General features: G+C 65.3%; 21 protein-coding genes, 1 tRNA gene and 1 pseudogene. 14 read left to right on the forward strand and 9 right to left on the reverse strand.

Annotated features, from left to right (window positions below; translation table 11 throughout):
• Window positions 1-1986: a tetratricopeptide repeat-containing sulfotransferase family protein gene (locus KV697_RS17855; protein ID WP_219019330.1), complete on the forward strand. Its 1986-nt coding sequence runs from the start codon at window positions 1-3 to the stop codon at window positions 1984-1986.
• Here KV697_RS17855 and KV697_RS17860 read toward each other — a convergent pair.
• Window positions 1968-3020: a GlxA family transcriptional regulator gene (locus KV697_RS17860; RefSeq protein WP_257575425.1), complete on the reverse strand. Its 1053-nt coding sequence runs from the start codon at window positions 3018-3020 to the stop codon at window positions 1968-1970. The genes KV697_RS17855 and KV697_RS17860 overlap by 19 nt on opposite strands.
• 179 nt (window positions 3021-3199) lie before the next feature.
• Between KV697_RS17860 and KV697_RS17865 the strand changes: the two genes are divergently transcribed.
• From KV697_RS17865 to KV697_RS17895, 7 genes are all read left to right on the forward strand, one after another.
• Window positions 3200-3949: an electron transfer flavoprotein subunit beta/FixA family protein gene (locus tag KV697_RS17865; protein ID WP_219021486.1), complete on the forward strand. Its 750-nt coding sequence runs from the start codon at window positions 3200-3202 to the stop codon at window positions 3947-3949.
• Window positions 3950-3969: 20 nt separating this feature from the next.
• Window positions 3970-4902 carry an electron transfer flavoprotein subunit alpha/FixB family protein gene (locus KV697_RS17870; RefSeq protein WP_219019331.1) on the forward strand — a complete coding sequence of 311 codons (933 nt, stop codon included), beginning with the start codon at window positions 3970-3972 and terminating at the stop codon, window positions 4900-4902.
• A 35-nt stretch (window positions 4903-4937) separates the two neighbouring features.
• Entirely contained in the window at window positions 4938-5795 is an 858-nt protein-coding gene (purU, locus tag KV697_RS17875; protein ID WP_219019332.1) for a formyltetrahydrofolate deformylase, read from the forward strand.
• 55 nt (window positions 5796-5850) lie between these two features.
• A complete protein-coding gene (locus KV697_RS17880; protein ID WP_219019333.1) occupies window positions 5851-8412 on the forward strand; it encodes a GcvT family protein in 2562 nt (853 codons plus the stop codon).
• A 19-nt stretch (window positions 8413-8431) separates the two neighbouring features.
• A complete protein-coding gene (folB, locus tag KV697_RS17885; RefSeq protein ID WP_257575426.1) occupies window positions 8432-8881 on the forward strand; it encodes a dihydroneopterin aldolase in 450 nt (149 codons plus the stop codon).
• A gap of 122 nt (window positions 8882-9003) precedes the next feature.
• Window positions 9004-10251 (forward strand): aromatic ring-hydroxylating oxygenase subunit alpha, encoded by a 1248-nt coding sequence (locus tag KV697_RS17890; RefSeq protein WP_219019334.1) that lies wholly within the window; start codon window positions 9004-9006, stop codon window positions 10249-10251.
• A gap of 22 nt (window positions 10252-10273) precedes the next feature.
• A complete protein-coding gene (locus KV697_RS17895) occupies window positions 10274-11353 on the forward strand; it encodes a hybrid-cluster NAD(P)-dependent oxidoreductase (RefSeq protein ID WP_219019335.1) in 1080 nt (359 codons plus the stop codon).
• Between the two features lie 41 nt (window positions 11354-11394).
• On the opposite strand, the pseudogene KV697_RS17900 reads toward KV697_RS17895, so the two are convergent.
• The 3 genes and pseudogenes from KV697_RS17900 to KV697_RS17910 all read right to left on the reverse strand — a co-directional run bounded on the left by KV697_RS17900 (window position 11395) and on the right by KV697_RS17910 (window position 14288).
• Window positions 11395-12453, reverse strand: a pseudogene (locus tag KV697_RS17900) (IS3 family transposase).
• Window positions 12454-12716: 263 nt separating this feature from the next.
• Window positions 12717-12791: transfer RNA gene (locus KV697_RS17905), tRNA-Glu, on the reverse strand.
• A gap of 123 nt (window positions 12792-12914) precedes the next feature.
• Window positions 12915-14288, reverse strand: coding sequence for a class II 3-deoxy-7-phosphoheptulonate synthase (locus KV697_RS17910; RefSeq protein ID WP_219019336.1), 1374 nt, complete (start codon window positions 14286-14288; stop codon window positions 12915-12917).
• Between the two features lie 195 nt (window positions 14289-14483).
• Between KV697_RS17910 and KV697_RS17915 the strand changes: the two genes are divergently transcribed.
• From KV697_RS17915 to KV697_RS17925, 3 genes are all read left to right on the forward strand, one after another.
• Complete coding sequence (locus KV697_RS17915) at window positions 14484-15515, forward strand: M48 family metallopeptidase (protein ID WP_219019337.1); 1032 nt, start codon at window positions 14484-14486, stop codon at window positions 15513-15515.
• 210 nt (window positions 15516-15725) lie between these two features.
• On the forward strand, window positions 15726-17450 hold the full coding sequence (locus tag KV697_RS17920; RefSeq protein ID WP_219019338.1) for a methyl-accepting chemotaxis protein: 1725 nt from the start codon (window positions 15726-15728) through the stop codon (window positions 17448-17450).
• Window positions 17451-17573: 123 nt separating this feature from the next.
• A complete protein-coding gene (locus KV697_RS17925) occupies window positions 17574-17888 on the forward strand; it encodes a hypothetical protein (RefSeq protein WP_219019339.1) in 315 nt (104 codons plus the stop codon).
• Between the two features lie 153 nt (window positions 17889-18041).
• Here the strand turns inward: KV697_RS17925 and cysS are convergent, their stop codons facing one another.
• A complete protein-coding gene (cysS, locus tag KV697_RS17930; protein WP_219021488.1) occupies window positions 18042-19487 on the reverse strand; it encodes a cysteine--tRNA ligase in 1446 nt (481 codons plus the stop codon).
• Between the two features lie 387 nt (window positions 19488-19874).
• Between cysS and rpsU the strand changes: the two genes are divergently transcribed.
• Both rpsU and KV697_RS17940 read left to right on the forward strand, forming a co-directional pair.
• Window positions 19875-20081: a 30S ribosomal protein S21 gene (gene rpsU / locus KV697_RS17935; protein ID WP_007404630.1), complete on the forward strand. Its 207-nt coding sequence runs from the start codon at window positions 19875-19877 to the stop codon at window positions 20079-20081.
• Window positions 20082-20228: 147 nt separating this feature from the next.
• Entirely contained in the window at window positions 20229-20801 is a 573-nt protein-coding gene (locus KV697_RS17940) for an FKBP-type peptidyl-prolyl cis-trans isomerase (protein WP_219019340.1), read from the forward strand.
• A 640-nt stretch (window positions 20802-21441) separates the two neighbouring features.
• On the opposite strand, the gene KV697_RS17945 is transcribed toward KV697_RS17940, so the two are convergent.
• The 4 genes from KV697_RS17945 to wecB form a co-directional block, all read right to left on the reverse strand.
• Complete coding sequence (locus KV697_RS17945) at window positions 21442-21681, reverse strand: hypothetical protein (RefSeq protein WP_219019341.1); 240 nt, start codon at window positions 21679-21681, stop codon at window positions 21442-21444.
• Between the two features lie 194 nt (window positions 21682-21875).
• Entirely contained in the window at window positions 21876-22580 is a 705-nt protein-coding gene (locus KV697_RS17950; RefSeq protein ID WP_257575427.1) for a metallophosphoesterase family protein, read from the reverse strand.
• A 125-nt stretch (window positions 22581-22705) separates the two neighbouring features.
• Window positions 22706-23968, reverse strand: a complete 1263-nt coding sequence (gene wecC / locus KV697_RS17955) for a UDP-N-acetyl-D-mannosamine dehydrogenase (RefSeq protein WP_219019343.1) — start codon at window positions 23966-23968, stop codon at window positions 22706-22708.
• Window positions 23952-25082, reverse strand: a complete 1131-nt coding sequence (gene wecB, locus KV697_RS17960; RefSeq protein ID WP_219019344.1) for a non-hydrolyzing UDP-N-acetylglucosamine 2-epimerase — start codon at window positions 25080-25082, stop codon at window positions 23952-23954. Before wecB ends, wecC begins: the two co-directional genes overlap by 17 nt.
• Window positions 25083-25194: 112 nt before the next feature.
• Here wecB and galU point away from each other — a divergent pair, with 112 nt between their 5' ends.
• Complete coding sequence (gene galU, locus KV697_RS17965; RefSeq protein WP_219019345.1) at window positions 25195-26055, forward strand: UTP--glucose-1-phosphate uridylyltransferase GalU; 861 nt, start codon at window positions 25195-25197, stop codon at window positions 26053-26055.
• The last annotated feature ends 63 nt before the right edge of the window (window positions 26056-26118 follow it).

Consider the following 26118-nt stretch of genomic DNA (forward strand, 5'->3'; position numbering starts at 1 on the left):
ATGACGGCGGATCAGGCGAAGGACGCGCTGCAGGCGGGGCGGCTGGGCGAGGCGGAGACACTGGCCCGGAACGGCCTAGCCGTGGCGCCCGACGATCGCGACCTGTTATATGTCATGGCGGTTGCCCAGCGCTATCTCGGCAAGCTGGACGTCGCGTCGGCGACGCTGGACCGGCTGACGTCCGCGCATCCCGATTATGGGCGGGCGGAACAGGAACGGGGGCATTTGTTCGTCGCGTCTGGTCGCCCGGACGAGGCGCGCGACGCCTATGACCGTGCGGTCGCGCGCAATCCGACGCTGCTCGCCAGCTGGCGCGCGCTGGTTGCGTTGAATGCCAATAATCCCCGCGAAGCCGAGCGCGCGTGCGAAGAGGTCGCCTATCTGGGCGCCCTGCCGAAAGAGCTGCTGGCGGTGGCCAGCATGATCTACGAAGGCCGACTGCAACCGGCCGAGGAATTGTGCCGCCGCTACCTGCGCGCGCATCCGACCGATGTCGAGGCGATGCGGCTGCTCGCCGATATCGGCACCCGGCTCCATGTCTATGACGACGCGGAGTTCCTGCTCGAAAGTGCGCTGGAGTTCGAGCCGGATTACGCGCTGGCCCGGCTCGATTATGTCGGCGTGCTGCACAAGCGGCAGAAGTTCGCCGCCGCCCATGCCCAGGCCGAGCGGCTCCACGCGCTAGATCCCGGCAACCCGCTGTTCCAGAACGCCTTGGCGAATGAGAGCGCGGCGATCGGGCGCTATGACGAGGCGCTGGCGATCTACGACACGCTGATCGCATCGGGTGCGGCGGCGGCGGGGACGCATCTGGCGCGCGGTCATGCGCTGAAGACGATCGGGCGGCAGGAAGAGGCCGTCGCCGCCTATCGTGCCGCCTATGCCGCGCAGCCCGATTTCGGCGATGCCTATTGGAGCCTCGCCAATCTCAAGACCTATCGCTTCACTGAGGAGGAGATGCGGGCGATGGCCGCCGAGGTCGAGGCACCCGGCACCGCGACCGATGATCGTGCGCACCTCCATTTCGCATTGGGCAAGGCGCATGAGGATCGGGGCGACCATGCCGCCGCCTTCAGCCATTATGATGCGGGCAACCGACTGCGCCGCGAACAGTCGCGTTACGATGCCGATGCGATGGAGCGCGAAATGGCGGCGCAGATCCGCTTCTTCACGCCCGATCTGATCGCGCGGCTGGCGGGAACGGGCGACCCCAGCGACTCGCCGATCTTCATCGTCGGCCTGCCGCGCGCGGGATCGACGCTGGTCGAACAGATCCTCGCCTCACACAGCCGGGTGGAAGGAACGCTGGAGCTGCCCAACATCATGGGGCTGGCGCACCGGCTCAGCGGTCGCCGCCGTGCCGACGAGCGGGAAATCTACCCCGCTTGCCTGGCCGAATTGCCGCGCGACGACCTGGCGCGCTTCGGGCGGGAATTTCTGGAAGAGACGCAGATCCATCGCACCGGGCGACCGCATTTTACCGACAAGATGCCGAACAATTTCCGGCATATCGGTCTGATCCACCTGATCCTGCCCAACGCGCGGATCATCGACGCGCGGCGCGATCCGATGGATTGCTGTTTCTCGGGCTTCAAGCAGTTGTTCGCCGAAGGGCAGGAATTCACCTACGGTCTCGAAGAGGTCGGGCGCTATTATCGTGGCTATGAGCGGTTGATGGCGCATTGGGACGCGGTCCTGCCGGGCAAGGTGCTGCGCGTTCAATATGAGGATATGATCGACGATCTGGAGGGGCAGGTCCGCCGTATCCTCGACCATTGCGGGCTGGCGTTCGAGCCGTCATGCCTGGACTTTCACAAGACCCGGCGATCGGTTCGCACCGCGAGTTCGGAACAGGTCCGCCAGCCCATCTATCGCACGGGCATGGCGCAGTGGCGGCCGTTCGAGCCGTGGCTCGACCCGTTGAAACGGGCGCTGGGAATGCCGACGCGCGAGGAGCTCGCCGCCGATCAGGCCGCGTCGAGTTGAGCGTCGGTTATCGAATCGTTCGGTGTCGGACGGCAAGCGCCCGTTAGCGATGAACGTGCTTCCAGCGGCGATTGGCCGAAGCGGCGGCGGAACATGCGGCTCATGTGTGAAGAGTCGCAGAAGCCGCATTCGACGGCGATGGTGGTGATCGACTTGTCGGTGGTCTGCAGCATGTGATGCGCCAGCGACAGGCGCACCTCCATGAACGCGACCTGTGGGGAGACGCCCAGCGCCGTCTTGAACCGGCGTTCGAGCTGCCGTTTGCTCTTCCCCATGCGCTCGGCGATGTCGGCGACCGATAGCGGCATGTCGATATTCTGCTGCGTGATCATCAGCGCGCGCAGCACGATCGGGTCGTCGGTGCGGTAGTTGAGCATCGTGCCCGGCTGCGCCTTCTCGCCGCCCAGTGCCTCGTCGATGATCATGATATGCAGGCTCTTGCTCGCCTGCGCGCGGCCGACATGCCGATCGACCAGATAGGCGGCGAGATGCGCCGAACTGGCCCCGCCCGAACAGGTCAGCCGATCGCGGTCGACGATGAAAATGCGGTCGGAAACGGGATCGAGGCCGTCGAATTGCTCGAGAAAGTCGCGGTGATGAAACCAGCTGACGCAGCATTTGTAGCCGTCGAGCAATCCCGCCCGGTGGAGCAGGAAAGCACCGGTGCAGACGCCGACCAGCGGAATGCCGAGACCGGCGGCCTTGTGAAGATAGGCGCTATACTCGCTGCCAAATCCCTCGATCTCGTCGATGAGTCCGCCGACCACGACGATATAGTCGAACCGGCTGGGGTCGCCGAGCTGTTCGTCGGGCTGGATGCTGATCCCGGAACTGGAAGGGATGCGGGCGGAACTGTCGGAGATGATCTTCCAGTCGCAGGCGATGTGCCGGCTGCGGTCGCCCTCATCGGCCGCGAGGCGGAGCACGTCGACGAAATTGGCGAAGGCGCACAGAGTGAACCGGCGCGCGAGAATGAAACCGACCGATAGGCGAAGTCCGGCGGCGCGGCGGCGCTGCGATGCTTCGAGTGCCAATGCGGACGTTTTCAATCGCGCCTCCCACATTCCGACCAATTTCTGTCACATGTCGTAGAGTTTGTGGTGTTCTGACGCAATTATCCTTTCGTCACCGACAGGGCCTGTCGCAAACCTACTGATGTTCAAGGGGAAATCGCATGGCCGCGGCATCGCACGCGGCCAAGGGGAGCAGCAGCATGAAAATTCTGGTGCCGATCAAGCGGGTGGTCGATCATAACGTCAAGATTCGCGTCAAGGGCGACGGGTCGGGCGTCGACCTGGCCAATGTGAAGATGTCGATCAACCCGTTCGACGAGATCGCGGTCGAAGAGGCGGTCCGGTTGAAAGAGGCTGGCGTCGCGACCGAGATCGTCGTCGTCTCGATCGGTCCGGCCCAGGCGCAGGACGTGCTGCGCACCGCGCTGGCGGTCGGTGCGGACCGGGCGATCCTGATCCGCGCGGAGGTGATGCCGGAACCGCTGGCCGTCGCAAAATTGTTGGCGGCGGTGGTGGCCAAGGAGCAGCCCGGCCTCGTCCTGCTGGGCAAGCAGGCGATCGACGACGATGCCAACCAGACCGGGCAGATGCTGTCGGCGTTGCTGGGGTGGTCGCAGGCGACCTTCGCCTCGCGGATCGCGATTGACGGCGCTCGCGCGACGGTGACGCGTGAAGTTGATGGCGGGTTGCAGGTGATCGACGTGGCGCTGCCCGCGGTCGTGTCGGTCGATCTGCGGCTCAACGAGCCGCGCTATGCGACGCTGCCCAATATCATGAAGGCCAAGAAGAAGCCGCTGGACGAGGCGAGCGTCGAGGATTTCGGGGTTGATGTCGGCCCGCGCCTGACCGTCCTTGCGACCGAGGAGCCGAAGCTGCGCGGGCCGGGGGTCCGCGTCGCCTCCGTCGCGGAACTCGCCCACAAGCTCAAGGCCGAGGCCTGCGTCCTGTAATCGCGATCGGGAGACCAGACATGACGATCCTGTTGCTCGCCGAGCACGACAATGAAAACCTTTCCGAATCGACCGCGCGGACGCTGACCGCGGCATCGCAGATGGGCGATGCGGTCGACATCCTGGTGGCCGGGCAGGGCGCGGCGGACGTCGCCCAGGCCGCGGCGCGGCTTACCGGCGTGCGCCGGGTATTGCTGGCGGAAGCGGCGGCGCTGGAACAGCGGCTGGCCGAACCGACCGCCGCGCTGCTCGTCGCGCTGGCGGCGAACTATGGCGCCATCGTCGCACCGGCGACCAGCACCGGCAAGAACGTCCTGCCGCGCGTCGCCGCCCTGCTCGACGTGATGCAGGTGTCGGAGGTCGTCGAGGTGATCGCGCCCGACACGTTCAAGCGTCCGATCTATGCCGGTAACGCGGTGCAGACGGTGCGTTCGGGCGATGCCGTGAAGGTCGTGACCGTCCGCACCGCGTCCTTCGCGCCGACGGCGTCCGGCGACGCGGCGGCGGAGATCGTCGCGGCCGGCGACCCCGGCGATCCCGGCCTGTCGCGCTTCGTCGAGAATCAGTTCGCCGCCACGGACCGGCCGGACCTGGACGGCGCACGCATCGTCGTGTCCGGCGGACGAGCGCTGGGTTCGGCGGAGAAATTCCGCGAGACGATCCTGCCGCTCGCCGACCGGCTGGGCGCGGCGGTCGGCGCATCGCGTGCGGCGGTCGATGCGGGCTATGCGCCGAACGACTGGCAGGTGGGGCAGACCGGCAAGGTCGTGGCGCCCGACCTGTATGTCGCCTGCGGCATTTCCGGCGCGATCCAGCATCTGGCCGGGATGAAGGACGCCAAGGTCATCGTCGCGATCAACAAGGACGAGGATGCGCCGATCTTCCAGGTCGCCGATTACGGCCTGGTCGGCGACCTGTTCGACCTCGTCCCCGAACTCGAGCGCCAGCTCTGAGCCGATCGAACGCCATTCCCGAACGAGGCCCGTCCATGAGCGAGAAGTCCTACGTCATCCGGCTCGGCTGCCCGGACCAGCCCGGCATCGTCGCCGCCGTCACCACCGCCTTGGCGGGGCTGGGGGCTAATATCCTCGAATCCAACCAGTTCTGGGATCGACAGGCCGATCATTTCTTCCTGCGGATCGCGGTGACGGTCGCGCCCGACATCACGCGCGAGGCGATCGAACACGCGCTCCAGCCCGCCGAGGCGCAATTCGGCCTCGACCTGTCCGTCACCGACATGGCGCAGCGGCCGAAGATCATCGTGATGGTGTCGAAATTCGACCATGCGATGCATCACCTGCTCTATCAGATCAAGGTGCGCTGGCTGAACGCCGATGTCGTCGCGATCGTGTCCAACCACGACGTGGCGCGCGCCGCTGCCGAGATCGACGGCATCCCCTTCCACCACTGGCCGGTGACGAAGGAGAACAAGGCGGAGCAGGAGGCCAAGCTGCTCGATCTGGTCGAGGCGACCGGCGCCGAACTGGTGGTGCTCGCGCGATACATGCAAGTCCTGTCCAACGACCTGTCCGAGCGGCTGTACGGCCGCGTCATCAACATCCACCACTCGTTCCTGCCGAGCTTCAAGGGGGCCAAGCCCTATCACCAGGCGCATGAGCGCGGCGTGAAGCTGATCGGGGCGACCGCCCATTATGTCACGCCCGACCTCGACGAGGGGCCGATCATCGAGCAGGAAACCGAGCGGGTCAGCCACAGCCTGACCAGCGAGGATTTCGTCGCGGCCGGCCGCGACATCGAATCGCGGGTCCTGGCGCGCGCGGTCAAATATCATCTCGAAGGTCGGGTGATGCTCAACCGCCACCGCACCGTGGTGTTCGCCCCGTGATCGCGCGCGCCGCCGCGCTGCTCCTGGCCCCTATCTCTGACGCAAAGGATTGAAGATGGCTGCGCTTCCCGAAAAGGCCCGTGTCGTGATCGTCGGCGTCGGCGGCATCGTCGGCGCCTCGGTGGTCCATCATCTGGTCGAGCGCGGCTGGACCGATATCGTCGGGATCGACAAGTCGGGCGTGCCGACCGACATCGGCTCGACCGCGCACGCCTCCGACTTCTGCTATGCGACCAGCCATGATTATCTGACGACGTGGACGACGCTCTACTCGATGGATTTCTTCGAGAAGATGGGTCATTATTCGCGGATCGGCGGGCTGGAGGTCGCGCGCGTCGGCGACGATCAGCGGATGGACGAGATCCGCCGCAAGGTTGCCTCGGGCAAGGCATTCGGCACCCGTGCGGAGCTGATCGACCCCGCTGGGATCAAGGCGAAGTTCCCGCTGATCGAGGAAAGCCTGGTGCAGGGCGGCCTGTGGGACCCGGACGCAGGTCTGGTCGTGCCGCGGTCGCAGACAGTGGCGGGCAAGCTGATCGACCAGGCGGTCGACGCGGGCAAGCTGACCGTCTTCGCCAACAACCAGGCGGAATCGCTCGTCATCGAGGATGGCCGGATCAAAGGTGTCGTCACGACGCGCGGCACCATCTTGGCCGACTATGTCGTCGTCTGTACGGGCCTGTGGGGGCGGTTGATCGCCGAGATGGCGGGCGAGGATCTGCCGGTGTTTCCGGTCGACCACCCGCTGACCTTCTTCGGTCCGTACACAGAGTTCGAGGGGACGGGGAAGGACATCGGCTATCCGCTGCTCCGCGATCAGGGCAATTCGGCCTATATGCGCGACACCGGCGACCCGAAGACGACCGAGGGCGGCCAGATCGAATGGGGCTATTACGAGGAGCATGCGCCGCGTCTCGTCCATCCGCGCGAGCTGCTGGAAAAGGATCAGGCGCGCCTATCGCCGTCGCAGCGCGACCTGGAGATGGAGCAGGTGCTCGAACCGCTGGAGCGTGCGATCGAACTGACGCCGATCCTCGGCGAGCTGGGCTATAATGAGGGGCATTCGTTCAACGGCCTGCTTCAGACGACCACCGATGGCGGTCCGTCGATCGGGGAGAGCCAGAAGGTGCGCGGCCTGTGGTATGCGGTTGGCATCTGGGTGAAGGACGGGCCGGGCATGGGCAAGCTGGTCGCCGATTGGATGACCGACGGGCGCACCGCGATCGACCATGCCAGCATCGACTATGCGCGGTTCAACCCGTTCCAGCTGGAAGCGACATTCATCGAGGAACGCTGCCTCGAAACCGCCGCCAAGATCTACAATCCGCCGGTCCACCCGCGCGAGCCGTTTGCGGGCGGGCGCGGCATCCGCCGCTCGCCCTTCTGGGAGCGCGAGAAGGAGCTGGGCGGCTATTTCATGGAACTCGGCGGGTGGGAACGCGCGCACGGCTATGCCGCCAACGAGCATCTGCTGGAAAAATATGCCGACCAGGTGCCGGTGCGCGAGAATGAATGGGATAACCGCCATTTCTGGCGCGTGTCGAACGCCGAGCAGCTCGAACTCAGCGCCGATTGCGGTCTCATCAACCTGTCGCACTTCCACATCACCGATATCGAGGGGCCGGACCATGTCGCGCTGATGGAGTGGCTGTGCGCGGCCAAAGTCGGCGGCGACGAGAGCATCGGCAAGGGCATCTATACCCATTTCCTCGATGACGAAGGCAATGTCCGCGCCGACTTCACCGTCTTCCGTCTCGCCGATCGCTGTCGGCTGGTGAACGGCGCCGATGCGGGCCCGCGCGACGTGCAGTACATGCGGCGGGTGGCGCAGGATCGCGGGCTGGACGTGACCGTCACCGACGTAACCGAGAAATATGTCACTATCGGCATCTGGGGTCCGAACGCCCGCGTCAATCTGCAAAAGGTGGTCGAGGACCCCGAGGCGCTGTCGCTCGAGAATTTCCCCTTCGCCGCGATCCGCATGGTTCGTATCGCGGGCAAGGACGTCATGGCGTTCCGCATTTCCTATGTCGGCGAACAGGGCTGGGAACTGCACATGGCCTATGCGGACGGGCTGGCGGTGTGGGACGCGCTACGCGCCACCGGCGTGATCGCGGTCGGCATCGAGACCTATGCCAATTCGCGACGCATGGAGAAGAGCCTGCGCCTCCAGAACGCCGACTTGCTGACCCATTACAACCTGCTGGAGGCCGATCTGGCGCGGCCCAAGGCCAAGGCGGCGGACTTTCGCGGCAAGGCGAAGCATCTGGAGCATCGCGCGCGCGAGCATCAGCCCGCCAAGCTGTGTACGCTGGTCATGACCGACAATGTCGATGCCAAGGGCGTGAAGCGCTATCCCGTCGGCATCCTGCCGGTCATCGACCCCGAAACCGGGGAGGTTCCGGTCGATGAACTCGGGCGGCGATCCTACACGACATCAATCGCCTATGGCCCCTCGATCGGCCGCAACATCGCGCTGGCCTATCTTCCCTGGGCCTTGTGCCAGGAGGGGCGGAAGCTGGAGGTCGAGTATTTCGGCGAGCGTTATCCTGTTGAGGTCGCATCGGTCGGCTACCGTCCGCTGTACGACCCCGAAAATCGCAAGCCCAAGAGCTGATCGACGGTCCGGTCGCGCGGTGCGCTACATCATCCGTCTGAAGAACTGCTCGTTCTTCGCGCATCACGGCGTTTTCGATGAGGAGGGGACGCTCGGCCAGCGCTTCCATATCGATGCGGAGGTGCTGGTCGATGCCGATGTCGGGCGGGACGGTCGCGCGATCACCGGCACCGTCGATTACGGCGAGATATTCGGCGAGGTGGAGCGACTGGTTCGCGGGCGGCGGCGCCTGCTGATCGAAACGCTCGCGCTGGAGATCGCGCGGGGGCTGTGCGAGCGGTTCGCGGCCGTCTCGCGCGCCCGCATCACGCTGCGCAAGCCGAGCGTTCCGATCAACGGCATCCTCGACCATGTCGAGGTCGAAATCGTGTGGCCGCCAGCGGATGGCGTCCGGACGGCAGAGGTCGGCGTGTCGCAATCCACGACCGCAGATGACGCAATCGTCCTATTGACGCGGGACCTGCTCTGAATAGCTTCCACCGTTATCGGCAAAGGTGGATGCACGCAGAATGGCGGCGTCAGGGGAGTAGACATGCAATCCGCCGCGCGGGTGCGCGGCAAGGGCGCGTTGACATGGGGAAGGGAAGGGAAATGAACGTCCGTAGCGAGATGCTGAACCTGATCCGCCACCGCAAGGACGGCTATTCGCTGCCGCAACCCTTCTACGTCGATCAGTCCTTCTTCGATATCGACATGGAGCTGATCTGGTATCGCGACTGGCTGTTCGCGGGGCATGATTGCGAACTGCTCAAGCCGGGCAGCTATTTCACGCTGCAGGTCGGCGCATATCCGATCGTCGTGCTGCGCGACCGCGACGGCGCGATCCGTGCCTTCCACAATAGTTGCCGTCATCGCGGCAGCCGGGTGTGCAACGCCGAACGCGGCGTCACCGCCAAGCTCGTCTGCCCCTATCATCAATGGACCTATAATCTCGACGGTTCGCTCGCCTTCGCACGGCAGATGGGGGAGGGGTTCGATCCCAGCCAGCATTCGTTGAAGCCGGTCGCGTGCGAGAGCGTCGCGGGCTATATCTTCGTCTGCCTCGCCGACGAGCCGCCTGCCTTCGCACCGTTCAGCGACCTGATGCGCCCCTATTTCGCGCCGCATAACCTGTCCGATGCGAAGATCGCCTTTCAGTCGACGATCGTCGAGAAGGGCAATTGGAAGCTCGTCTGGGAGAATAATCGCGAATGCTATCATTGCGCTGGTAGCCATCCCGAATTGTGCAAGACCTATGACGAGTCGCCCAACGTCACCGGCGTCGCCGGGGGCGAGGAAGATCCGGAAATGGCGGCGCATTGGGCGCGGTGCGAGGCGGCCGGGCTGCCGGCGCAGTTCCGCATCCACGACAGCGGCCAGTTCCGCGCGATCCGCGCGCCGCTGCTGCGCGAGGCGGAAAGCTATACGATGAACGGCAAGCGCGCCGTCGCGCGTGGCCTTTCGGACGGGGTGACGGCCGAGCGGATCGGCGCATTGATGCTGTTCAACTATCCGACGACCTGGAACCATGTCCTGATCGATCACGCAGTGACGTTCCGCGTAATGCCGATCGGCCCGAACGAAACGGCGGTGACGACGAAGTGGCTGGTCCACAAGGATGCGGTCGAGGGGGTCGACTATGATCTCGACACGCTGACGCATGTCTGGACCCAGACCAACGACCAGGATCGCCGCATCGTCGAGGAAAATGCACTCGGCATCCGCTCCCCCGCCTATGAACCCGGGCCCTATTCGCAGCTTCACGAGGGCGGGGTGATCCAGTTCGTCGACTGGTATGCGCGCGCGATCGAATCCCGGCTGGACGGCGCGGGCCTCGACCGCATTCGGCGGGTCGCGTGATCCTTTGCGCGCGGAGGGGGCGATGACGGGCCGCTATCTCCATCTCGACGAAATGTCGCCGTGGAGCGACCGGCTGCATCATCTGGAAGTGATCGGCATCGTCGACGAAGCGCCGGGGGTGAAGACCTTCACCTTCCGTTCCGAACGCGATCGCTGGTTCCGCTATCGTCCGGGACAGTTCGTGACGCTGGAATTGCCGGCGGAGGGTGGGCCATTGCTGCGGACCTACACGCTGTCGTCCTCGCCCTCCCGCCCCTTCTCGATCGCGGTGACGGTGAAGGCGCAGGTCGATAGCATCGGCACGCGGTGGATGTTCGAGCATCTCCGCCCCGGCGCGCGCATCCGTGCCTATGGCCCGACCGGGCAGTTCACCCATGTCGCGCATTCGGCCCCGCGCTATCTGTTCGTGTCGGCCGGGTCGGGCGTCACGCCGATGATGTCGATGCTGCGCTGGATGGCCGATTGCGCGCCCGACAGCGACGTCGCCTTCGTCACGGTCGCGCGGCGGCCGCAGGACATCATCTTCCGCCGCGAACTGGAACTGCTCGACCGACAGATGCCGAACCTGTCGCTCGCCATGATCGTCCGCGACAATCCGCCCGGCGAGACCTGGAGCGGACATCGCGGTCGCCTCGACGCGGCGCGACTGGCGATGCTCGTGCCCGACCTGACGACGCGCGAGATATTCTGTTGCGGCCCGGAAGCCTTCATGGCGCTGATCGGCGGCATCGTCCGCGACGCCGGGCTGGACATGGCCCGCTATCATCAGGAGAGCTTCGGCGATGCCCCCGCGAACGCGCCGAGCGAGCAGGTGCCCCCGGCTGAACCCGTGTCGGTTGCGGCCGTGACGATCACCTTCGCCGCTTCGGGTGTCACCGCGACCTGCGACTCCGGCCAGACCGTACTCGAAGCCGCGCGCCAGGCCGGCGTCCGTATCCCGGCCGCCTGCGAGTCCGGTCTGTGCGGCACCTGCAAGGTCATGAAACATTCCGGCAATGTCCGCATGGAGCACAACGGTGGTATCCTCGATGACGAGATCGACGAGGGGTATATCCTTGCCTGCTGCTCACGACCGGATCGCGACCTCAGTGTAGATGCCTGAATATCCGGTCCCGGTGTGCAGTCTGAGTAGCCCCTAGTTTTCTAGACGCCTTTCGCTTTGAAAATCTGCTGCCGTTCGAACTCGACGGGTGACGGCATACCGTTCCTGACGTGCTTGCGTACCGAGTTGTAGAACATCTCGATCTAATCGAACCCGTCCTGCCGGGCCGCCTCGCGAGTTTTGTAGGTGCGCCGCCGGGTGCGCTCACGCTTGAGCGATGAGAAGAAGCCCTCGGCGACGGCATTGTCATGGCAGTTGCCGCGTCGGCTCATCGAGTGCTCAAGGTTGTTGACCCGGACAAAGACAGCCCAGTCCATGCTGGTGAACTGCGAGCCCTGGTCTGCGTGGATTAGCACCCGTTGCTTCGATTTGCGCCGCCATACCGCCATGTGCAGCGTCTGCAGCACCACATTGGTGGTCTGTCGGCTCTGCATCGACCAGCCCACCATGCGGCGCGAGTCGAGATCGATCACAACCGCCAGATAGGCAAAGCTTTCCAAGGTGCGGATGTAGATAATGTTTGCCACCCAGGCTCGGTCTGGCGCAGCCGCGTCGAACCGGCGATCCAGCGTGTTGTCGACCGCGCAATGCGGTTGGGGCAGCACGTCTCGCCGTGATCCAGCAGGTCGTCGTGCGGCTTGCGTTAGCCATAGACCTTACCACTGTCGTTCCAGGCCCGCCGTAGCGGCTCCGTTTGCCGAGCATCTTCCCGAGCCCGCTAGCTCGGCGGGTTCTTCTGCCACGCATAGAAACCGCTGGGCTGCACAGCGAGGCAGCGGCACATTGCCCTCATGCCAAAGCGATCGCGATGCTCGGCAATGAACGCGTATCTCACTTTGCATCTCGAGCGAGATATGCGGTGGCTTTTTTTAGGATGTCGCGCTCCTCGGTCACCCAAGCCAACTCGCGCTTCGGTTGGCGGATCTCGGCATCCTTGCTGGCATCACCGGATACGACCTTCACCAGTTGCCGCTTCCACGCATACAGCAAAGGCGGGCTGACCCAAGCGGTTGCGAAACCTCCGATACCGGATACGCGCGTTCAGTGATCGGGGCCACCGCATCGCGTTTGAACTCGTCGTTGAAATCGGGCTTCCCCATCAACGCCTCCTGTCCTCAAATTTAGGATCCAGGGCGGCCAGAAATCTAGGGGCTACTCAGTTGGCGGCAATGGCGTCGTGGCGCTTCGAATGCTGGCGACGGCCATTCCGCGTTGTGATTCTCAATGAGGATAATCCAGAGAATCGATAGTTGATTACTCTGTACCTGATCGGTTCTGGCTGTATCAGGAGGTATAGTACCGACCGATCACCAAAAAAACCGATATACCCAAACGACCAAGCGTCTAAGTGTTTGTAATCGCATGGTGACCCCTACGAGAATCGAACTCGTGTTTTCGCCGTGAGAGGGCGACGTCCTAACCGCTAGACGAAGGGGCCGTGCAGTGGAGGGGGCGCTATTAGCGGGGGTGGGATGGGGCGTCAAGCGCTTCCCTGCCCAACTCTTGATAAAAAGTGAAAGGGCGGGGCGACATGGTGTCGTCCCGCCCTTTGTCGTGCCGGTTATGCCGCGTCCTTGCGGCGTTCGGCCATTTCCTCGTTCAGCATTTCGGCAAGCAGGAAGGCCAGCTCCAGGCTCTGCCCCGCATTGAGGCGCGGGTCGCAATGCGTGTGATAGCGGTCGGCCAGCGACTGTTCGGTCACGTCGATCGCACCGCCGGTGCACTCGGTCACGTTCTGGCCGGTCATCTCGGCATGGATGCCGCCCGCATGGGTGCCCTCTGCACGGTGGACGGCGAAGAAGCCGCGCACTTCGGCCAGGATGCGGTCGAAGGGGCGCGTCTTGTAACCGGTCGCCGCCTTGATCGTGTTGCCGTGCATCGGGTCGCAGGACCAGACCACCGGATGGCCCTCGCGCGTGACGGCGCGGACGAGCTTCGGCAGATGCGCCTCGATCTTGTCATGGCCATAGCGGGTGATGAGTGTCATGCGGCCGGGCACGCGGCCGGGGTTCAGCGTGTCGAGCATCCGCAGCAGCGCCTCGGGCTCCAGGCTGGGGCCGCACTTCACGCCGATCGGGTTGCCGATGCCGCGCAGGAACTCGACATGCGACGAACCCTCGAAACGGGTGCGGTCGCCGATCCACAGGAAGTGGGCTGATGTGTCGTACCAGTCGCCGGTCAGCGAATCCTGCCGGGTCAGCGCCTGCTCATAGGGGAGCAGCAGCGCTTCGTGGCTTGTATAGAAGCTGGTCTGCGCCAGTTGGGGCACCGAGGCCGGGTCGATGCCGCACGCCGCCATGAAGTCCAGCGCCTCGCCGATCCGGTCGGCCATCTCGCTATACTTCTGCGCCCAGGGGCTGCGGCCCATGAAGTCATGGGTCCAGCGATGGACCTGGTGCAGGTTGGCGTACCCCCCTTGTGCAAACGCACGCAGCAGGTTCAGCGTCGCCGCCGACTGCGCATAGGAACGCAGCATCCGCTGGGGATCGGGCACGCGCGCCTCGGGGGTGAAGGCGATGTCGTTGACATTGTCGCCGCGATAGCTGGGCAGCTCGACGCCACCCACGACCTCGGTATCGGCCGAGCGCGGCTTGGCGAACTGGCCCGCCATGCGACCCAGCTTCACCACCGGCAGCTTCGAGGCGAAGGTCAGGACGACCGCCATCTGCAGGATGACCCGGAAGGTGTCGCGAATGTTGTTCGCGCTATGCTCGGCAAAGCTCTCGGCACAGTCGCCGCCCTGAAGCAGGAAACCCCGGCCCGCCGCCACTTCGGCCAGCTCGGCGGTCAGGCTGCGCGCCTCGCCCGCAAAGACCAGCGGCGGATAGGTCGCCAGCGTCTTGGTCGCGGCGTCCAGCGCATTCTGGTCGGGATAGCGGGGAAGCTGGCGCGCTTCGGCATTCGTCCAGCTTTCGGGGGCCCAGTTCGCGGCCATGATCGTCCTGCTCTTTCGTCTTCTTTGCTGTGAACGATCGCCCATGCGCCCAATTGCGGCCATACGCAATGAAGTTGGCGTTTGAGGCCCCCAAGTCGCGTCTTTTGTTGCGTCCGATACCAGTTTGCGCCGAGCGGTGGCGGATTGCGGCGACCGGCTTTGCGGATTGTGCAGAGAGGCGGTAGCAGGAGCGCGATGTCGCGTGCCTCCATCCTGTCGTCGGCGGTCGTCGCCCTGTCCGCCTTCCTGCTGTCGGTGCCCGACCGGGCGCCCGCCGCGCCCCTCGTCGCGGTCGAGAAGACCGACAACACAGCGCTGTTCGGGGCCATGCGCGACGCCGATCTGCGGCTGGCGACGATCGCATGGAAATTGGCGACGGCCAACGCCGCGATCTGCCCCGACCGCGCACCTACTCCGGGCATCGTGGTTCATGCGATCGACCAGTATGACCCAGGCGTGCGCAAGGACCTGCCCCTGATCTTCGGCTTCGAGGGGCCGGTCGCGGTCGAGGCGGTCGTGCCGGGCAGCGCGGCGGCGAAGGCCGGAGTGCAGCCGAACGACACGATCGAGGCGGTCGACGGCAAGCCCTTCGTCGTCAATCCGGCGGGCGCGTCGCAGGCGAACACCGCGACCCGTGACGCCGCACAGCGCCAGATCGCCGCCGAGCCTGCCGACCGGCCGCTGCGCCTGACCCTGCTCCGCCATGGCCAGCGGCGCGAGGTGACGGTCGCGGCCCAGCCCGGTTGCCGCTCGCGCTTCGAGATGCTGATGGGGCCGGGGCTGACGGCGTCGGCGGACGGCGATATCGTCCAGATCGGCTCGCGCTTCTTCGAGCGGTTCGACGACCGGATGATCGCGGTCGTCGTGGCGCACGAGTTTTCGCACAATATCCTGCATCACCGCGACCGGCTGGACGCGGCGGGCGTGAAGCGCGGCATCCTGTCGGAGTTCGGGCGCAACGGGCGACTGTTCCGTCAGACGGAGACCGAGGCAGACCTGCTGGGCGTCATCCTGATGCGCAATGCGGGTTATGATCCGCAGGACGCGGTGCGGTTCTGGCGGGAACATGGCGGCGAGGTCGATGGCGGCATCTTCCGCAGCCGCACGCATCCGTCCTCCTCCGCGCGGGCCGATGCGGTCGCGGCCGAGATCGCGGCCATTCAGGCGGGTGCGCCCACGCCCTATCGTCCGGCCTTGCTCGACCAAGCAAAGGCCACATTGCAATAGGTTGGAATGTAAGCGCTTAACCAACCGTTTGCAGTTGGCGGTTACACATCGGGCAAAGTCGCAGGCATAGGAGCTTGCGATCTGCCGGGGACCGTCATGTTTTCATCCTTGCCCATACCGAAAAAGATCGGTCTTTCGTTCACAGTCGTCGTTCTTTCCGTGCTGGTGATGATGGGGGTTCTGTGGTGGTCCCTGGCCAAGATCGAGGGGATGACGAAGCGGAGCGTCCTGGCGCAGGAGGTCTATACCAACACGCTGGAGATGGAGGGCGGCGTCCAGCGCGAGAACAGCCAGATGCGCGGCTTCCTCATCACTGGGGACGAAGCCTATCTAAAACAATATTTTACCGCGCGTACCGCCGAGACCGAGGCGGCGGCCCTGCTCGACAAGGAATTGGTGGACGATCCCAAGGCGCGCGCTGAGGTGGCTGCATCGCATGCCAGGATGGACGAATGGCGCCGCGACATCGGTGATCCGCTGATCGCGCGCAGCCGTACCGATCGCGAGGGCGCACAGGCCTGGCTTCGCGCCAATAGCGGGCGTGTGCGGGTCACGACGATCCTGCAGCCGCTGCGCGATCTGCGGGCGCGGAGGCTCGACAGGATGGCGACGGTGCGGGCCGACCGCAGGATGGTGCTGCAGACGGCGCAATGGAGCCTGATCGTCGGCGGCCTGATCATGGTCGGAACCGCCATCGCGATGGCGGTGCTGCTGTCGCGCGCGTTGGGACGGCCGATCGTCCGGCTGACGGGGGTCATGGACGCACTGTCGCACGGTCGAAACGACATCGTCGTCCCCGATGCCGACCGGCGCGACGAACTGGGCAGCATGTCGCGCGCCGTGGTCGTCTTCCGCGACACCGCCGTCGCCAAGGCGCGGTCGGATGCCGAGCAGAATGACGTGGTCGAGCGCATCGGCGGCGCGCTGGGCCAGTTGGCGGACTCGGACCTGACCGCCCGGCTCTCTGGCTTCCCGCCTTCCTATGCGGCGATCGAGCGCGACTTTAACACGGCGGTCTTGCGGCTGTCGGGTTCGCTGGGTGCGGTGCGCGTCAACGCGGCCGGGATCACCAGCGGCACGGTGGAAATGAACGAGGCCGCCGACGATTTGGCGCGCCGGGCCGAACAGCAGGCGGCAAGCATCGAGGAAACCTCGGCCGCGATGAACGAGATCGCCCAGTCGGTGACGGCCGCGGCGACCAAGGCGCAGTCGGCCGAGGCGATCGTCCGCAAGGCGAGCAGCGACGTCGCCAACAGCGAGGCGATCGTCCGCCGTACCGTGTCGGCGATCGGCGACATCGAACGCTCGTCCAACGAGATTGCCGAGATCATCGCGGTGATCGACGGCCTATCCTTCCAGACCAACCTGCTGGCGCTGAACGCCGGTGTCGAGGCGGCCCGTGCGGGTGATGCGGGCAAGGGCTTCGCGGTCGTCGCCTCCGAAGTCCGTGCGCTGGCCGAACGCTCGGCCGAGGCGGCACGCGACATCAGCGCGCGGATCACGACCACGGTCGACCGGGTGCGCAGCGGCGTGGAGCTGGCTAACAAGACCGACGAGTCGCTGCGCCTGATCGCGACGGGCATGCAGGACATCACCGGACTGGTCGAATCGATCGCGGGCGGGGCGTCCGAACAGGCGACCAGCATCCAGCAGGTCAATCTGGCGATCAACGATATGGACGGCGTGACCCAGGCCAATGCCGCGATGGTCGAGGAAGTCACCGCCGCCGTCCGCGCCCTGTCCACCGAAACCCGCGCGCTGGAGGAGCAGGTCAACCGCTTCCGCGTCGACGAGGCGGCGGCATCGTCCTTCGCGCACGCCGTGCCGATGCGCCGCGCGGCCCCGCCCGCGCCCGCTCCGGCACGGCGAGCGGCAAGCCCGGTGCAGGGCAATCTCGCCATGAAGCAGGACGAAGACGACTGGAGCAGCTTCTGATCCTGCCCTGACCCCGCAGGACGGCTTTCGCGAAGGTCCGCAATCTCCCCCCGGCGGATTGCGGGCCTTTTCATTATGACATGCGGGATTGTAAGTCGCGGCCTGCCGGGGCAAGCGGCGGACATGGATATTCCCCAACGCTATGCCGATTTCATCCAGTGGATCGGCGACGGCACCGGCATGGCCGACAGCCTGTTGCACGTCCATGCGGGCATGGCGGTGCTGTTCCTGGCGCGCGTCCTGACCCGCAAATCGCTATCCACCCCAATCCCGCTCGCCTGCGTCGCGCTGGCCGAGGCGGGGAACGAAATCCTCGACCGGCTGCATTATGGATCGTGGCGTTGGGACGATACACTGGGCGACATCGCCAACACCATGTTCTGGCCGACCATATTGTTCATCGGCCTGCGGATGCGATCCCCGCGCGGACGGCGTTGAGCGGTATTTTTACAATTCCTCCCCTGCCAGGGGATAAGGGGAGGGGGACCATCCGCAAGATGGTGGAGGGGTGTCCCCGCCATCGAGAGCGGGACACCCCTCCGTCAGGCCTTCGGCCTGCCACCTCCCCTGCCAGGGGAGGAATAGGTATTCTCAACCCTCCGGCAGTACCGGCTTCCAGTCCCAGCCCAGCGGATCGCCGTCCATCACCTCTACCCCGGCGGCGAGCAGCGTGTCGCGAATAGCGTCGCTCTTGGCGAAATCCTTGTCTGCCCTTGCCGCGCGTCGTTCGACCAGCTGCGCCTCGATGGCTGTTTCGTCCAGCGTGGCGTTCTTCGGCCGGGTGCGCAGGTCGGCGCGGGTCAGCGTCGCCAGTTGCAGCCCCAGTGTCGCATCGAAATCAGCGAGTGCCGCGAGTCGCACGCCCGGCGACAGTTTCTTGTCGCCCAGCATCTCGTCCAGCACGGGCAGCGCGCGCGGCGTCGCCAGATCGTCCGACAGCGCGGCATCCAGCCGTTCGCGATAGGGAGCCGCATCGCCCTTTTCCGGCGCATCGGCGCGGGCACGAAGCCCCTCGACCGTCTGCACCAGCCGCTTGAGGCGCACCTGCGCAGCGGCGAGGCCATCCCAGCCGAACTCCATTTCTGAGCGGTAATGCGCCTGGAGGCACATCAGGCGGTAAGCGAGCGGGTGGAAGCCGCGATCCATCAGCGCCTGGAGCGTCAGGAACTCGCCCGACGACTTGGACATCTTGCCGGTGCGGTCGACCAGGAAGTTGTTGTGCATCCAAATATTGGCGCCGCTATCGGGGGTGCAGCTATGCGCCTGATTCTGCGCGATCTCGTTCGGGTGATGGATCTCGCGGTGGTCGATGCCGCCGGTATGGATGTCGAACTGCGTACCCAGATACTGCTTGCTCATCACCGAGCATTCCAGATGCCAGCCCGGCGCGCCCGGACCCCAGGGGCTGTCCCATTCCATCTGTCGATTCTCGCCCGGCGCGGAGGCGCGCCAGATGGCGAAGTCGGCCGGGTGCCGCTTGCCCGCGACGGGATCGATCCGGCTCTCGCCCTCGTCGTCCTGATGCCGGGCGAGGCGGCCATAATCGGGCACGGTCGTCACGTCGAAATACAGGCCGTCGGGCAGCCTATAGCAGTGCTTGTCCTCGATCGCCCTGGCGAAGTCGATCATCTGGGGGACATGCTCGGTCGCCAGCGGGAAGCGGGTCGGCTCGGCAATGCCCAGATCCTTCAGGTTGCGCTTGAAGGCTTCGGTGTAATGCGCGGCGATCGCCCAGATATCCTGGCCACTCTTCTTGGCGGCGGCCTCCATCTTGTCATCGCCCGCATCGGCGTCGGAGGTCAGATGGCCGACATCGGTGATGTTGATGATATGGGTGAGAGGCCAGCCCTTCCAGCGCAGCACGCGCGACAGCGTGTCGGTAAAGACATAGGCGCGCAGATTGCCGATATGCGCATAATTATAAACGGTTGGGCCGCAGGAATAGACGCGCACATTGGCCGGATCGATCGGTCGGAACGGCTCGGGCGCGCGGGTCAGGCTGTTGTACAGGATCAGCGGAGTGGCGGGTGCGGTCATGGCGGATGCCTTAGCCATGTCGGCTCTTGCCCGAAAGAGGCCCCGGTCCGGCGGGTACCGGAGCCGGGGCTGACGCGGTGACAGGGGAGGCACCGTGTCGATCGTTCCTGGACCTGGAAGGCCCATGAACATGTCAGGGTGTCCGGCATACGGGAGTTAGCCGGACATCGGTGCTTCTAGGGGGCGGCGGATCACCGCAGCATGGCCGCCACATGACAAGCGCGTTCATATCGGGGTATCGGCGACGAACCGAGCACGCCGGGCGGCGGAGCGATTTGCGATCCGACGGGTTGTAATCGGGCGACCGCGCTGCTAGGAGCGCCCGACGATGCGGCCACAGTTGTTCTGCGGCCGCTTTATCCTGTTTTGCCGGAGCAATTCGTTTTTATGCAGATCATCGTTCGCGACAACAATGTGGATCAGGCCCTTCGCGCGCTCAAGAAGAAGCTGCAGCGGGAAGGCGTGTATCGCGAAATGAAGCTCCGTCGCCATTACGAGAAGCCCTCGGAAAAGCGCGCTCGTGAGCGTGCAGCGGCCGTGCGTCGTGCCCGCAAGCTGGAGCGCAAGCGCGCCGAGCGCGACGGCGCCCGGTAAGCGTATCGCCGGATGGTGCCGCGTTCCTTCGCATCATGCGAGGGGCAGCGGCGCGGTCCGGCACCGGTCGATTCGCATCAAAGTGACTCGGCCCGCGCTTCGAGCGCCGCCTTTCCTGAACGCCCACGCACAGAGCGAGAAACAGGCATGTCCGTAACCGCTGTTCCCCTTCGTCCCGTCCGGCGTTCCTATCTGGTCTGGATATGGGTTGCGGTGGTGGCGGCCGTCGTCGTTGCCGCTCTGCTGGCGCGTCAGGGTGACGCCGCACTGCTGCGCGAGGCGCGCGGTGCCGGTGTCACGACGACCGCGTCGGGCCTTCAGTACAAGGTGATCGAGCCGGGTCAGGGTGGCGCTCTCCCGACCGCGACCGATGTAGCGCTGGTGAACTATACCGGCCGCCTGATCGACGGCACGGTCTTCGACGCCTCGAAGCAGCCGACGCCGATGCCGCTGTCGAGCGTGCTGCCCGGCTTCGCCGAAGCGCTCAAGCTGATGCCCAAGGGGTCGAAGTACCGTTTCTGGCTGCCTGCCAAGCTTGGCTATGGCAACCATGCGAACGGCCCGATCCCGGCCAATTCGGAACTGGTGTTCGATGTCGATATGATCGACTTCATCCCCGAATCGGTCCTGCGGCAGATGCAGGCGCAGCAGTCGATGATGGGCGGAGCGGGTGCGGGCGCCATGCCCGGCGGTGCCCCCGGCGCACCGTCGCCCCGCTAAGGCGTCGCATCGCGCAAAGCCTTTCCGATTCGGATCGAGATCGCCGGAGCCCCATAGGTTTCCGGCGATTTTGCGTTGCGGGGAAGAAGGGGGGCGTGACGTAGGGGTTGGCCTGATCCGCCCCAAACATGCTTTGGCGCCGAGAGGTGCCTCTAAGCGCGCTGTTTCTATCCTACCGTGACAAGAAGGCGCAGCTTTCCCGATCCTATGTGGGGCCCGGCGAAGGTCGGGCCTGGTGTGCAACGATCGGATTGCCCTGCCATGGCCGCTCCAATTGGACGGGCTTTCGCGGGATGGTTGCTGCTTCCGCCCGCGAGCGGGGCAGGCCCTGTAATGGATTGGGGGAGGGCTCGGTAACAGTTCCGAGGAACCGACTGTCCGCCCACGCTAAGTGAGCACAGTTTCCTGTCACGCCGGACATGCCATATTGCTGGTTACGGGCCGGGGGTGATGGGGTCTGGCTGGCGAGGGGCTGTTAGGGGGGGGGCCATCCGGTTTTGGGCGTCATCGGTCTGGGTGGCGCCGGATCGCGCCTCTCGATTGCAATGGCCCCCTCCGGCCACCGAATGTCCATCTGCGCCAGACAAAAAAATAGCGGCCCGAAGGCCGCTATTCCTTTCAGCCGTATGGCTGAAGCAACTTAGTTGCTGTCGGCGTTGTCGTCCGAATCGGCGACCACGACGATGCCAGCAACGACGGCAGCAGCCGCCAGGACGGCGACGAGGATGCCACCGCCGGCCAGGCCGTTCTTCTTGGCGGCCGGAGCCGAAGCGCGGACCGACTTCGAAACCGAAAGGCTGGCAGCCGGGTTCGCAGCCATCGCCGGGGCGACGGTCATCGAAACGGCGGCAGCGGCGACGAGAAACTTCCCAAGACGCATGTCGAACTCCCTTAAAATTTGTCAGCGGAGCCATGGCACGCAGACCGTCCCAAGGCAACCCCACCAACGAGTATGGGACAGTTATGCTCCCACACTGATGCGGCAATGCAACATTACTTTACCGCTCTGTGGCTATACGTTGCTTTGCCGCGAAACGAAATGCCCGACAAACGTTTCGGCTCGGTAAAGAGGCGTCAGGTAGAAAAAATCGTGCGCGTCTGGTCTTCCAGCATCAGCGCCGTCAGGCGGTCGCTGTGATAGGCGCCGGTGTCGATGCCGATGCGGTGCGGCAGGATTTCTGCCTCTTCCGCGACGGTATGGCCATGGACCACCATCTTTTCGAGCGGGGCGCGGTGATCCAGGAAAGGATCACGAATCCAGCGGGTTTCGGCCAGCTTCTGCTCGGCGATCGGGATGCCGGGGCGGACGCCCGCATGGACGAAGGCATAATCGCCCAGGACCATGATCTCCTTGAGATTCTCCAGGAACGCGCGGTGTTCGGGCGGCACGATGGCGTTCAACCGCTCCGTAACCTCCGCATAGTCGAGGCGCTCATAGTCTTCGGCCGCGACGCCATAGCTCAGCATCGTCTCGCGGCCGCCGATTCGGCAGAACAGCCGCAGCGCCTTATCGTCGCCTTCGATCGCGCGGAGGAAAATCTCTTCGTGATTGCCCATGATGCAGTGGATTTGCGAATCACCCGCACAGAGGCCGCGAATCCGCTCCACCACCCCGGCCGAATCGGGGCCACGATCGACCAGATCGCCCAGGAAGATGATGTGCCGCTCGGCGGGAGGGCGCGCCGCATGGTCGGCATCGATCCGGGTCAGGATGGCATCGAGCAGGTCCAGCCGACCATGAATATCGCCGACGGCATAGACCCGCAGACCGAGCACCATGGCGGGTACGAAATCAGGAACGCGCTTTCGTAAATTCAGGAGCTTGGCAAGCATGGATGGTTTGTTATCCGCTACAGGCGGTTGTCCTTAGTCCCGACCGTGCGCGCGCGCAATGCGATGGGGCGTCAGCTCTGGTCGGGCCACAGCCCGCGCGTATCCAGAACGGTCTTGCCCCGACGCTCGTCGAGCGGAACGGATCGGAAGATGTCGTGGTCGACCAGAACGATCATCGCCCCGCAAGTTTCCAGCGCGGTGTCGATGTCGATCAGCCGCGCGCCCGTTCCGTCGAAAGCGCGGGGCAGGGTGGTGGCATAAGGCTCGACGATATGGACGCGTTCGCCGAATCGGGCGGCAAGCGCGGCAGCGACCTTCAGCGCGGGGCTTTCGCGGAAGTCGTCGATATTGGCCTTGAAGGCGAGGCCGAGACAGGCGACCGGCCCGTCCTGCGCCTCAATCATCGCGGCGGCGCGCGCGATGATATGGTCGGTCTTGCCGTCATTCACCTCTCGCGCGGTGCGGATCAGCGGGGTGTTGGCGGGGTCGGCGGCGACGAGGAACCACGGGTCGACCGCGAGGCAGTGGCCGCCGACGCCGGGACCGGGCGACAGGATGTTGACGCGCGGGTGGCGGTTGGCCAGCCGGATCACCTCCCACACATCGACGCCCAGCGTGTCCGCGACCAGGCTGAGTTCGTTGGCGAAGGCGATGTTGACGTCGCGAAATGCGTTCTCGGTCAGCTTGGTCATTTCCGCGGCGCGCGCCGTGGTGGTGACGCAAGCCCCGCGCACGAAGCGCCGGTAAAAGGCCAGTGCCTTGCGGGCACAGCGTGGGGTGATGCCGCCGATGACGCGGTCATTGTCGATCAGCTCGACCAGGATACGACCGGGCAGCACCCGCTCCGGGCAATAGGCGATGGCGAGGTCGGCCTGCTCGCCCGGTCGGGTGGCGCCGGGCAGCTTCAGGTCGCGGCGTTCGCGCGCGATCAGGTCGCGGACCTGCTCGGTCGTGCCGACGGGCGAGGTCGATTCCAGGATCACCGTATCGCCGCTCTTGAGCGCCGGGGCGATCGCGCGCGCGGCGTCGAGGACGAAGGTGATGTCGGGCTGGCGATCGTCGGTGAAGGGGGTGGGCACCGCGATGACGAAGACATCGGCCGGTGCGACGGTCAGCGAGGCCTTCAGGCTGCCGCGCGCAACGACGCCGGACACCAGGCCGTCGAGGTCGACCTCCTCGATATGGACGCGCCCCGAATTGATCGTCTCGACGACAGAAGGGGTGACGTCGACGCCCGTCACCATCGCGCCGGTCCGCGCGATGACGGCGGCGGTGGGCAGGCCGATATAGCCCAGCCCCATCACCGTGACCGAGAGTTCAGAGTCCAAGGGCATGGGTCATGATCCTGTTGATCCGGTCGGCGGTATCGCCGGAGCCGAACGGGTTGTGCGCGCGCGCCATGGCGGCGTAGCGATCGGCATCGTCGAGCAGCGCGAAGACTTCCGCCGCGATCCGGTCCTCGTCGGTACCGATCAGCCGGGCGGTGCCCGCCGCGACGCCTTCTGGACGTTCGGTCGTCTCGCGCATGACGAGCACCGGCTTGCCGAGCGCGGGCGCTTCCTCCTGCACGCCGCCCGAGTCGGTCAGCACGATATGCGCGGCGTCGAGCGCGCGGACGAATTGCGGATAATCGAGCGGCGCGATCCGAGCGATGGCGGGGTGGTCGCCCAGCACCTCGTCCATCACCGCCACGACATTGGGGTTGGGGTGCATGGGGAAGAGGATGCCGACATCCGGGCGCTCGGCGATCCGACGCAGTGCGCGGGCGATCGCGGCCATGCCGTCGCCGAAATTCTCGCGCCGATGGGTCGTGACCAGGACGATCCGCTTGCCCTCAAGCCGCGCCAACACGGGATCGAGACCCGCCGCCAGCGTCGGATCGGCCGCGATCCGCGCCTTCGTCCAATGCAGCGCGTCGATCACGCTGTTGCCGGTGACATGGACCTTGGCCGGATCGATGCCCTCGGCGCGGAGCGCGGCGGCGGCGGTTTCGGTCGGGGCGAAGTGGAGCGCGGCGATCGGCGCGATCATCCGCCGGTTCACCTCTTCGGGCCAAGGCTGATAGATGTCGCCCGAACGCAAGCCCGCCTCGACATGCGCGACCGGCACCTTTCGATAGTAAGCGGCCAGCGCTCCCGCCATGGCGGTCGCGGTGTCGCCCTGCACGACCACCATCGCCGGACACTCGGTATCCATCACCTCGCCCAGCCCGGTCAGCAGCCGCGCGGTCAGCCGGTCGAGCGACTGGCCTGGCTCCATCAGGTCCAGATCGTGATCCGGCGTCAGGTCGGCAATGGCGAGCACCTGATCCAGCATCCCGCGATGCTGCGCGGTCACGCACACCCGCACGGGTGCCGCGTTGGCGCTACGCAACGCCCTGATAACAGGGAACAGTTTGATCGCCTCCGGCCTTGTGCCGAAGATGATGAGGATGGGGGGGCGCGTCATCGGGCGATTCGTAACCTGTCGCTTTTAAGGACACCCTAATCGCATCCCGGCAGCGCAAGGCTATGTTGCGCCGCGCGATCCGGCTAGAGGCATATCGATCCAGGGAGGTTTCATGACGATCAAGAAGGTTCGCAAGGCTGTTTTTCCGGTGGCCGGTCTGGGGACGCGCTTTCTGCCCGCGACCAAGTCGATGCCGAAGGAAATGCTGACCGTCGTCGACAAGCCGCTGATCCAATATGCCGTCGAGGAAGCGCTGGAAGCGGGGATCGAGCAGATCATCTTCGTCACCGGCCGCGGCAAGGGTGCGCTGGAGGATCATTTCGACATCTCCTACGAACTCGAAGCCACGATGAAGGCGCGCGGCAAGAGCCTCGCGGTGGTCGAGGGCATTCGCCAGAAGCCGGGCAGCCCCGTCTATGTCCGCCAGCAGGAGCCGCTGGGCCTGGGCCATGCGGTGTGGTGCGCGCGTGAGATCGTCGGCGACGAGCCCTTCGCGGTGCTGCTGCCCGACGAACTGATGGTCGGCGGCTTCATGAAGCAGATGGTCGAGGCCTATGACCAGGTCGGCGGCAACGTCATCGGCGCGCTGGAAGTGCCCGACAGCGAGACCGACAAATACGGCATCATCTCGCCTGGCAAGCAGGACGGTCGCCTGACCGAAGTGACCGCGCTGGTCGAAAAGCCCAAGGGCAAGGCGCCGTCGAACCTGATGATCCCCGGCCGCTACATCCTCCAGCCCGAGGTCATGCAGATCCTCGACGCGCAGGAGCCGGGTGCGGGCGGCGAGATTCAGCTGACCGATGCGATGGCCAAGCTGATCGGCAACCAGCCCTTCCACGGCTTCACCTTCGACGGGCAGCGTTACGACTGCGGCGACAAGGCAGGCTGGCTGACCGCCAACCTGGCGCTGGGTCTGGCGCGCGAGGATATCGGCCCGGCGGTGCGCGAGTTCGCGAAGAACCTGCTCGGCTGATAGGGTTTCTACGTGGTTGAAGAGGGGCGGGGCCGAAAGGCTACCGCCCCTTTTTATTCCTCC

It is taken from the genome of Sphingomonas sanguinis (genome assembly GCF_019297835.1).
Taxonomy (GTDB): Bacteria; Pseudomonadota; Alphaproteobacteria; order Sphingomonadales; family Sphingomonadaceae; genus Sphingomonas; species Sphingomonas sanguinis_D.

Bases quoted from the DNA above. Each gene is read 5' to 3' on its own strand.
- KV697_RS17855 (WP_219019330.1), top strand. From the start codon at position 1: ATGACGGCGGATCAGGCGAAGGACGCGCTGCAGGCGGGGCGGCTGGGC.
- KV697_RS17865 (WP_219021486.1), top strand. From the start codon at position 3,200: ATGAAAATTCTGGTGCCGATCAAGCGGGTGGTCGATCATAACGTCAAG.
- KV697_RS17870 (WP_219019331.1), top strand. From the start codon at position 3,970: ATGACGATCCTGTTGCTCGCCGAGCACGACAATGAAAACCTTTCCGAA.
- purU (WP_219019332.1), top strand. From the start codon at position 4,938: ATGAGCGAGAAGTCCTACGTCATCCGGCTCGGCTGCCCGGACCAGCCC.
- KV697_RS17880 (WP_219019333.1), top strand. From the start codon at position 5,851: ATGGCTGCGCTTCCCGAAAAGGCCCGTGTCGTGATCGTCGGCGTCGGC.
- KV697_RS17890 (WP_219019334.1), top strand. From the start codon at position 9,004: ATGAACGTCCGTAGCGAGATGCTGAACCTGATCCGCCACCGCAAGGAC.
- KV697_RS17895 (WP_219019335.1), top strand. From the start codon at position 10,274: ATGACGGGCCGCTATCTCCATCTCGACGAAATGTCGCCGTGGAGCGAC.
- KV697_RS17910 (WP_219019336.1), bottom strand. From the start codon at position 14,288: ATGGCCGCGAACTGGGCCCCCGAAAGCTGGACGAATGCCGAAGCGCGC.
- KV697_RS17915 (WP_219019337.1), top strand. From the start codon at position 14,484: ATGTCGCGTGCCTCCATCCTGTCGTCGGCGGTCGTCGCCCTGTCCGCC.
- KV697_RS17920 (WP_219019338.1), top strand. From the start codon at position 15,726: ATGACGAAGCGGAGCGTCCTGGCGCAGGAGGTCTATACCAACACGCTG.
- KV697_RS17925 (WP_219019339.1), top strand. From the start codon at position 17,574: ATGGATATTCCCCAACGCTATGCCGATTTCATCCAGTGGATCGGCGAC.
- cysS (WP_219021488.1), bottom strand. From the start codon at position 19,487: ATGACCGCACCCGCCACTCCGCTGATCCTGTACAACAGCCTGACCCGC.
- rpsU (WP_007404630.1), top strand. From the start codon at position 19,875: ATGCAGATCATCGTTCGCGACAACAATGTGGATCAGGCCCTTCGCGCG.
- KV697_RS17940 (WP_219019340.1), top strand. From the start codon at position 20,229: ATGTCCGTAACCGCTGTTCCCCTTCGTCCCGTCCGGCGTTCCTATCTG.
- KV697_RS17945 (WP_219019341.1), bottom strand. From the start codon at position 21,681: ATGCGTCTTGGGAAGTTTCTCGTCGCCGCTGCCGCCGTTTCGATGACC.
- KV697_RS17950 (WP_257575427.1), bottom strand. From the start codon at position 22,580: ATGGTGCTCGGTCTGCGGGTCTATGCCGTCGGCGATATTCATGGTCGG.
- wecC (WP_219019343.1), bottom strand. From the start codon at position 23,968: ATGCCCTTGGACTCTGAACTCTCGGTCACGGTGATGGGGCTGGGCTAT.
- wecB (WP_219019344.1), bottom strand. From the start codon at position 25,082: ATGACGCGCCCCCCCATCCTCATCATCTTCGGCACAAGGCCGGAGGCG.
- galU (WP_219019345.1), top strand. From the start codon at position 25,195: ATGACGATCAAGAAGGTTCGCAAGGCTGTTTTTCCGGTGGCCGGTCTG.